Raw genomic sequence first — 8030 nt, 5'->3', positions numbered from 1 at the left:
CCGGGGCGTCCCGGACCTGGTGCTGCTGGTCATCGATACCGAACGGGTCGGCCCGGAGCTCCGCTACGAGCAGGTGCCCGGCCAGCCGGACCCCTACCCCCACATCTACGGCCCCCTGAACACCGACTCCACAACCAAGTATACAAAACATAACAGAAGAAATTTTGCCAGAAGTACCAAAGATAGAATCGATACAACAAGAACCAGAAAGAAAGATACAACTTCCCACAGCAATCAAGATACCAGAAGAAGAAAAATTAGAAGATGATGACAAGGATTTGGATAAGATAAAAAGCGAAATAATGAAGGCATTATCAAAACTAGAACAAGTAGAGGTAGAATAATTGACAGTAGATGATGCCATTGCGGCATTATCACCACAGGCATTAAAGCTGATCAAGAATAATTTTGTCATAGGTCTTGGCAGTGGAAGAGCTGCAACTGCAATAGTGAAGTTATTATCATCACACATCAAAAAAAACAAATTTTCTGTCAAGGCAGTACCGACATCATTACAGATCAAAATGGAGGCAGAAAAAGGAGGAATCCCAATAATAGAAGCAGACCAGATCAATCACATCGATCTGGTCTTTGACGGCGCAGATCAGATAGACGCAAAAGGAAATATGATAAAAGGTGGCGGAGGAGCACTGCTACGAGAAAAAATTCTGATAAGTGTTGCAAAAAAAGTTGTAATAATTGCAGATGAATCAAAATTTGTCAAAAAACTTGAGCGAAGTATACCTGTAGAGGTACACCCATTTGCAAGAAACATAGCTGACATGCAAATAAGAGAGTACGGAGGTAAGCCACACATCAGATTGTTAGAACGCGGCTATCCATTTGTAACTGAAAATGGAAACATAATACTTGATTGTGATTTCGGTCAGATACAAAATCCCAAAGAACTTGCAGCAAAAATAATAGGCATCCCAGGAGTAATAGAGGTTGGAATATTTCCAAAACCTGATATTATTTACAAGGCAAAGAAAAACGGCAAGTATGAAATTCTATAATAATAGCAGAACGTGAATTATATCATGAAATGTGATCGTTGTGAAAATACTGTTGCATATTCTAGAAAATATTCTGGAGAGAATCTTTGTTCCAGTTGTTTTTCAAGATCAATAGTACACAAGACTACAAAAACAATGTCCAAGTATAACATGATAAAACCTGGCGATGTGGTAGGAGTTGCCGTATCAGGTGGAAAAGACTCACTCTCGTTATTACAAGTGTTAAAAGAAATTTCATTAGATCATCATTTTACACTAAAAGCTATTACAGTTGACGAGGGAATTCCAGGGTATAGAGACGAGGCTCTCAAGATTGTAGAAGAATTTTGCAAAAAGATCAATGTAGAACATAAAGTATATCCATATAGTTCACTTTTTGGCACAACTTTGGAAGAAACACNTACAGTTGATGAGGGAATTCCAGGCTATAGAGACGAGGCTCTCAATATCGTGGAAGAGTTTTGCAAAAAGATCAATGTGGAACATAAAGTATATCCATATAATTCGCTTTTTGGCACAACTTTGGAACAGATATTAGAACTTAGGAATGGTGAAAAAACATCATCTTGCTCAATATGTGGAATATTAAGAAGAAGGGCAATCGATTTTGGTGCAAGTGATCTACAGGTTGATGTAATAGCAACAGGTCACAATCTGGACGATATGTTACAAACTTTTATCATCAATATTATTTCAGGAGACACAAAAAAAATTGGTTGGATGGATCCAGATACATCCGAAAATAAGATACGAAAGATAAAGCCATTTTGCGAGATTTATGAAAATGAAATTGTGTTTTATGCTTTTACAAATGAAATCCCATTCCAGTCAGAAGAATGTCCTCACATGAACGAAGGAATTAGAACAGAAATTCGTAATTTCCTAAATTCTTTGGAAAAGACTCACAGTGGAATCAAAAATAACATGTACAAGTCAATTTTGAAAATCTCCTCCACCCTTAAAGAATCCAACAATTCAGAATGGAAAACTTGTTCAAAGTGTGGAAATGAATGCACAGGAGACATATGCTCTGTATGCAACACGCTAACCAATTTACGATTGAACTAAATCCTAATGCAGATAAAGAACTGTAATTACAATAAATTTGGTAGTAGGTAGGGTTGGGGCGCTAGCCGTGCCCTATCTCTGAAACCGGCTATATGCAGAGACCAGCAACCACTGGATAAATCTCTAGATAGACGGTACTCGCTTGACTTGCGGATATGAAATCACGCCGAAGCGGGTGGATACAGGACTGAGGTTATCCGAAGGGATGACTCTCAGGTTCTAACTGCCGAAAGGGATGAGGTCCGGGAGGGAGCAATCCTAAGGTAGAGCATCCACGCTGCTTCGTCTACGTGGCGGATCTTGCTTGACTTGAGATGAGACCGCTTGTTTAGACTGGAACCAGCGGATCTACTACCTTAATATTCTTAAATTAAAACTTGTAACAATATGGAAGGATTAATCTCAGGAAAAAAGAGAACTTATGACGAATTTAGATCCAGCATGCCATCTAGCGTAGCAACTCTATTTGATGAAATTCGTAGTTATTGTCTGGCACTTGGACAAAATGTGGTTGAAGATATTCGAATGCATAGGATTGTATTTGCAAAATCAATCAAATTCCGAAGTTTTGCAGACGTTGAACCACAACGAGATTCTGTCATAATAAAGATCAAAAAAGATAGAAGGGAACCAGAAAAAGAATTACAAATAAAACTAAATGATAATCTTGATGAAATTAAGAAACTTCTTTTGGACGCATATACTAGTATTCACTAGTAACGAATTTCAAAGTCAGAGAATTCTCCGACATACTTTTCTTCAGTAACTTTTAGTTCTTGTACAACTGCTCCAGCAGGACCAAAACGAGCCCATTCTACTACTGCATCTACGTTTGAATCATTTCCTTCCAAGACGGCTTCTACTTTATTGTCTGGAAGATTTCTGACCCATCCCAAGACATTGTTTTTTTCAGCAGTCTCCATCATTCCCTGACGAAAGTAAACACCTTGTACTCTTCCTTCTACCAAAAGATGAACCCTCTTTGAATTCATGATCTTGTTTTTTAAAACTAGTATTTAGTCTTGAAGAATTATTCTCGCTCTTTCATTCTGGAACGTCCAGTCTTTCTAGCTGCGATGCTTCCAACCTTACGTCCAGGTGGAGCGTTTCGTGAGACTGTGGAGCTTCTTCCAACGTGTTGATGTCTTCCACCACCGTGAGGGTGAACATATACAGCTTGAGCAACACCTCTGACTATTGGATATTTGTGTCCCTTTGAGCGCTTTCTTCGCCATGCAGGTCCAGCTCTCATAAATGGTCTATCACCAACACCCCCTCCAGCAAGAACTCCAATCATTGCACGGTTCTGTGGATTAAGTGTGGTAAATTTTCCAGATGGTAGTTTTATTGTTACACCCTCAGAGCTATGTGAAAATACTGTTGCATATGTTCCAGCAGATTTTACTATTGCACCACCATCACCAAAATGTTTCTCAACATTACACACGATGGTACCATCAGGAATATTTTGAACACTGATAACATTACCTGGAGAAATATCTGACTTTAAACCAAATTGAAATTTAGAACCAATTTTAGTACCTAGAACTGACGGAATGAAAGATAGTAAGCCAGTTTCAAATCTAATTTTAGCAAGAGGAGCATCTCTTCCGGTTTCATGGACTATATCTACCACTTTGGCCTCATGTTGTTCTGCTAATTGAAATCGAGGATATTTGGCTGGAAGTAACTTGCCAGTAGAAGCTGCACGGAACTGCATTCCTCCTCTACCTCGTCTTCTTACTAGTGGTCGCTTACCCAAAGTACCGGTTTTGGTTTATCTTGTAAATTTTAATCTTCTGATCCTAAAATCTGGATCAAAGACGACAAAGGTATAAAAATTAGTTTGAGGGTGCTAAAACTGTGAGCCAGAACACACTCTCCCTTAAGGTACTTGAGGCTTATACTCGTGATGTAGGGAGAGGAGTGGCACGTATTGATTATGATTCTATGGATTCACTGGGGGCTTCTACAGGTGATGTTATTGAAATCAAGGGAAAAAGAAGAACTGTGGCTAAATGTTTACCACTTTATCCCTCAGATGAGGGTAAAGGAATCATCAGAGTAGATGGACTGGTTCGAAACAATGCAGGAATTGCANCAGTGGCTAAATGTTTACCACTTTATCCCTCAGATGAGGGCAAGGGAATCATCAGAGTAGACGGACTAGTTCGAAATAATGCAGGAATTGCGATAGGCGATACTGTTGCAGTCAGAAAGATCAAGGCAGTAGCTGCTGAAAAGGTAGTTGTCGCCCCATTAGAANGCGATACTGTTGCAGTCAGAAAGATCAAGGCAGTAGCTGCCGAAAAGGTAGTTGTTGCCCCACTAGAAGCAATACCTCCAATTGATGAGAGATATCTTGCAGATGCATTAGAAAGTGTTCCATTGATAAAAGGCGATAATGTGATGGTGCCTTATTTTGGAGGAAGGTTAACTTTTCAAGTCATAGGTGTTACTNATGCATTAGAGAGTGTTCCATTGATAAAAGGCGATAATGTAATGGTGCCTTATTTTGGAGGAAGATTAACTTTTCAAGTCATAGGTGTTACCCCTGCAGCTGATGCAGTACTTGTTACACAAAAGACAGTGTTCCACATTGCAGAAAAAGGAGAGACCCTCCGTGGTGTACCACAAGTAACATACGAAGACATTGGAGGATTAACTGATGAAATTAAGAAAGTTCGTGAAATGATAGAACTTCCACTAAGACACCCAGAGATCTTTGAAAAACTTGGAATCGAAGCTCCAAAAGGAGTATTATTGTACGGGCCACCAGGAACTGGAAAAACATTGTTAGCAAAAGCTGTTGCAAATGAAAGCAATGCCCATTTCATTAGCATATCAGGACCAGAGATAATGAGCAAGTTTTATGGAGAAAGTGAAGCTAGACTAAGAGAAATTTTCAAAGAGGCAAAAGAAAAATCACCATCCATCATATTCATTGACGAAATTGATTCAATAGCTCCAAAACGAGAAGAGGTTACAGGAGAGGTAGAAAGAAGAGTAGTTTCCCAGTTGCTTTCTCTAATGGACGGTCTTGAAGCTAGAGGAAAAGTAATAGTCATATCTGCAACCAACAGACCAAATGCAATTGATCCAGCCCTTAGAAGACCTGGAAGATTTGATAGAGAAATTGAGATCAAGGTACCAGACAAGAAGGGTAGAAAAGACATCCTAATGATACATACAAGAAACATGCCACTTAGTGATGATGTTAATGCAGACAAGATTGCATCAATAAGCCATGGCTACGTAGGAGCTGATTTAGAATATCTATGTAAAGAAGCTGCAATGAAGTGCCTTAGAAGATTACTTCCAGAGTTAAACTTGGAGGATGAAAAACTCCCACCAGAAACACTTGACAAGCTAGTAGTTAACGGTGATGACTTTCAGAATGCCATAAGAGAAGTTACACCATCAGGTATGCGTGAAGTATTCATTGAGAATCCTGATGTAAGTTGGGATGAAGTTGGAGGACTTGAAAGTGTCAAGCGCGAATTACAAGAAGCTGTAGAATGGCCAATGAAATACCCTACATTATACTCCAAGTTAGGACACAGAATGCCAAGAGGAATATTATTACACGGTCCTAGTGGAACTGGAAAAACTCTAATGGCAAAAGCTGTTGCAACTGAAAGTGAAGCCAACTTTATTTCCGTAAGAGGGCCAGAACTATTATCAAAATGGGTAGGTGAATCAGAGCGTGGAATAAGAGAGATATTCAGACGAGCAAGACAGGCATCACCTTGTGTAATATTTTTCGATGAGATCGATTCCATTGCTCCAATACGTGGAGTAGGAGGAGAGACAGCAGTAACAGAAAGAGTGGTAAGTCAGCTTTTGACTGAGTTAGATGGAATAGAAAGCTTGCATGGAGTCGTAGTACTTGCTGCAACAAACAGAGCTGACATGATAGATACCGCATTGCTAAGACCAGGCAGATTTGACAAGATAATACTAGTTCCATTACCAGACAAGGAAGGAAGGAAGAAGATCTTGGAGATAAATACAAAGGAAATTCCGGTAGTAAAAGAGCCTATGACAAATNAGGAAGGAAGGAAGAAGATTTTGGAGATAAATACAAAGGAGATTCCAGTAGTAAGAGAGCCCATGGCAAACGGCATGAAGAATCCAGACTTTGTAGACATTGAAAAGATTGCAGAAGCAACAGATGGAATGAGCGGTGCTGATGTAGCATCAATAGCAAACACTGCAGTATCACTTGTAATACATGAATTTCTTGACAAATATCCTGATCAAAAGGAAGCCGAAAAACAGGCTACAGAAGCAAAAGTAACCATGAGGCATTTTGAAGAGGCCGTAAGAAAAGTAAAGACCCAGAAGGAACTAAAGATAGGCGAAAAAGTCGCAGTTCCGTACTATAGGTAATTTTAATAAAATAACTTTTCTAGTTCTAGTAAATGTCACAATTTGGGTACAGGGGTAAAGGGTTAGAATTTCTTACAAGTAACAAGATAGAGATAGGAAGTCAAGTAAAGATTCACGCCGATTCAATTTACACAGGGGTCATCATGCCAAGATATGAACACAGTGATGATCATCACATTGTTCNGAAGTCAAGTAAAGATTCACGCCGATTCAATTTACACAGGAGTCATAATGCCAAGATATGATCATAGTGATGATCACCACATTGTTTTGAAACTAAAGAGCGGATACAACATAGGTCTTGAACTTGACAAGATAAAAAAAATAGAGTTAGAGTCTCCGCCTATAATGAAAAAAGAAACCAGCTACAAGTCACAACAAAATCCANAAATAGAGTTAGAGTCTCCACCTATAATGAAAAAAGAAACTAGTTACAAATCACAACAAAATCCGAAACTTCCAAAAATTCTTCTCTTGTCAACAGGAGGTACAATCGCAAGTAGAATAGATTACAGAACTGGTGCAGTCACTCCTGCTCTCACTGCTGCAGAGCTTAATGCAAGTGTGCCAGAACTTGCAACTATTGCAAACATAGACACTGAGGTACTTTTTTCAGAATATTCAGAGAATTTACTGCCTCAACATTGGATAAAGATTGCAGAGAAATTAGACTCTTATGCCAAGTCAGAATATGATGGAATCATAGTAGCGCATGGTACAGACACTATGCAATACACAGCATCAGCATTGGCATTTTCCTTGGCAGGATTTCCAAAACCAGTTGCGCTAGTAGGTTCCCAGAGATCATCAGATAGACCATCATCAGATGCAGCGTTGAATCTAATTGCAGCTACAAGATTTTTGACAGATGTACGTTCTTCAGGGATTTTTGTGGTGATGCATAATAATTCAAGCGATGATGAGATTGCCTGTAACTGGGCAACTCGTGTAAGAAAAAATCATACTAGCAGAAGAGATGCATTCAAGACAATAGGAGGCCCTCCTGCATATATTATCAAATCAGCAAGCATTGAAAAAGACAAACAGTTTGACATTCCAAAAAGAGAATATGCACCAAGAATCAAGTTTGATAGTCGTGTCCTACTTTTGAAATATTATCCAGGATTTGATCCCAAGATTGTCGATTATGTGATAGACTCTGGATATAGAGGAATAGTAATCGAAGGAACTGGACTTGGACATGTCGGAAAAACAATGTATGGAGTAATAGAAAAGGCCAAGAAAAATGGGTTGTTCATAGGAATGACCTCCCAGTGTATTGATGGAATGGTAAGAATGACGGTATATGACAGTGGAAGAGATCTCTTGAATCTTGGAGTCGTGCCACTTGGAAACATGATACCAGAGACTGCACTTGTAAAGACAATGTGGGCCTTGGCAAACTCTAAAGATTCTGGCGAGATGACAAAACTGATGAAAGAAAATATTGCTCTTGAATTTTCAGACTAAGCTTTAAAGCAAGTACAAGAATAAAATTACAAATGTCCGAAATCCAGATTGATAAGATAGGACTTCTTGTAGGATTAGAGATTC

Annotated in this window: 7 protein-coding genes, 1 other RNA gene and 9 pseudogenes; 15 read left to right on the top strand and 2 right to left on the bottom strand. The window is 39.1% G+C overall.

What is annotated here, in order from left to right; genetic code table 11:
* Positions 1-19 precede the first annotated feature (19 nt).
* The 7 genes and pseudogenes from DYY66_RS13820 to DYY66_RS02145 form a co-directional block, all read left to right on the top strand.
* Positions 20-121: pseudogene (locus tag DYY66_RS13820) on the top strand (DUF952 domain-containing protein); the annotation flags it as partial.
* A 43-nt stretch (positions 122-164) separates the two neighbouring features.
* A complete protein-coding gene (locus tag DYY66_RS13815) occupies positions 165-344 on the top strand; it encodes a hypothetical protein (RefSeq protein WP_255495997.1) in 180 nt (59 codons plus the stop codon).
* A complete protein-coding gene (rpiA, locus tag DYY66_RS02165; protein WP_166285813.1) occupies positions 345-1016 on the top strand; it encodes a ribose-5-phosphate isomerase RpiA in 672 nt (223 codons plus the stop codon).
* A 24-nt stretch (positions 1017-1040) separates the two neighbouring features.
* Positions 1041-1416: pseudogene (locus tag DYY66_RS02160) on the top strand (ATP-binding protein); the annotation flags it as partial.
* Positions 1417-1466: 50 nt separating this feature from the next.
* Positions 1467-2084, top strand: a complete 618-nt coding sequence (locus tag DYY66_RS02155) for a TIGR00269 family protein (RefSeq protein WP_394352544.1) — start codon at positions 1467-1469, stop codon at positions 2082-2084.
* Positions 2085-2125: 41 nt separating this feature from the next.
* Positions 2126-2438, top strand: an RNA gene (ffs, locus tag DYY66_RS02150) — signal recognition particle sRNA.
* A gap of 33 nt (positions 2439-2471) precedes the next feature.
* Positions 2472-2801, top strand: coding sequence for a hypothetical protein (locus DYY66_RS02145; RefSeq protein ID WP_166285811.1), 330 nt, complete (start codon positions 2472-2474; stop codon positions 2799-2801).
* Here the strand turns inward: DYY66_RS02145 and DYY66_RS02140 are convergent.
* Both DYY66_RS02140 and DYY66_RS02135 read right to left on the bottom strand, forming a co-directional pair.
* The gene (locus DYY66_RS02140) at positions 2798-3076 is read right to left on the bottom strand and encodes an acylphosphatase (protein WP_166285809.1); all 279 of its coding nucleotides are present in this window, start codon (positions 3074-3076) and stop codon (positions 2798-2800) included. The genes DYY66_RS02145 and DYY66_RS02140 overlap by 4 nt on opposite strands.
* A gap of 38 nt (positions 3077-3114) precedes the next feature.
* A complete protein-coding gene (locus DYY66_RS02135; RefSeq protein WP_166285807.1) occupies positions 3115-3846 on the bottom strand; it encodes a 50S ribosomal protein L2 in 732 nt (243 codons plus the stop codon).
* Positions 3847-3947: 101 nt separating this feature from the next.
* Between DYY66_RS02135 and DYY66_RS13810 the strand changes: the two are divergent.
* The 8 genes and pseudogenes from DYY66_RS13810 to gatD form a co-directional block, all read left to right on the top strand.
* Positions 3948-4184, top strand: a pseudogene (locus DYY66_RS13810) (AAA family ATPase); the annotation flags it as partial.
* A 1-nt stretch (position 4185) separates the two neighbouring features.
* Positions 4186-4349: pseudogene (locus DYY66_RS13805) on the top strand (hypothetical protein); the annotation flags it as partial.
* A 1-nt stretch (position 4350) separates the two neighbouring features.
* A pseudogene (locus tag DYY66_RS13800) lies at positions 4351-4544 on the top strand (hypothetical protein); the annotation flags it as partial.
* A gap of 1 nt (position 4545) precedes the next feature.
* A pseudogene (locus tag DYY66_RS13795) lies at positions 4546-6134 on the top strand (CDC48 family AAA ATPase); the annotation flags it as partial.
* 84 nt (positions 6135-6218) lie between these two features.
* A pseudogene (locus DYY66_RS13790) lies at positions 6219-6476 on the top strand (AAA family ATPase); the annotation flags it as partial.
* A gap of 32 nt (positions 6477-6508) precedes the next feature.
* Positions 6509-6659 (top strand): annotated as a pseudogene (locus DYY66_RS15715) (Glu-tRNA(Gln) amidotransferase GatDE subunit D); the annotation flags it as partial.
* A gap of 48 nt (positions 6660-6707) precedes the next feature.
* Positions 6708-6863: pseudogene (locus DYY66_RS13780) on the top strand (Glu-tRNA(Gln) amidotransferase GatDE subunit D); the annotation flags it as partial.
* Position 6864: 1 nt separating this feature from the next.
* Positions 6865-7946 (top strand): Glu-tRNA(Gln) amidotransferase subunit GatD (gene gatD, locus DYY66_RS02125; protein WP_255495996.1); only part of this gene is annotated, 1082 nt, incomplete at its 5' end.
* Positions 7947-8030: the final 84 nt, after the last annotated feature.

Source organism: Candidatus Nitrosotalea sp. FS (assembly GCF_011319475.1).
GTDB lineage: Archaea > Thermoproteota > Nitrososphaeria > Nitrososphaerales > Nitrosopumilaceae > Nitrosotalea.
The sequence above is the reverse complement of the archived record's forward strand: the minus strand, read 5'-3'. Positions and strand labels throughout refer to the sequence as shown.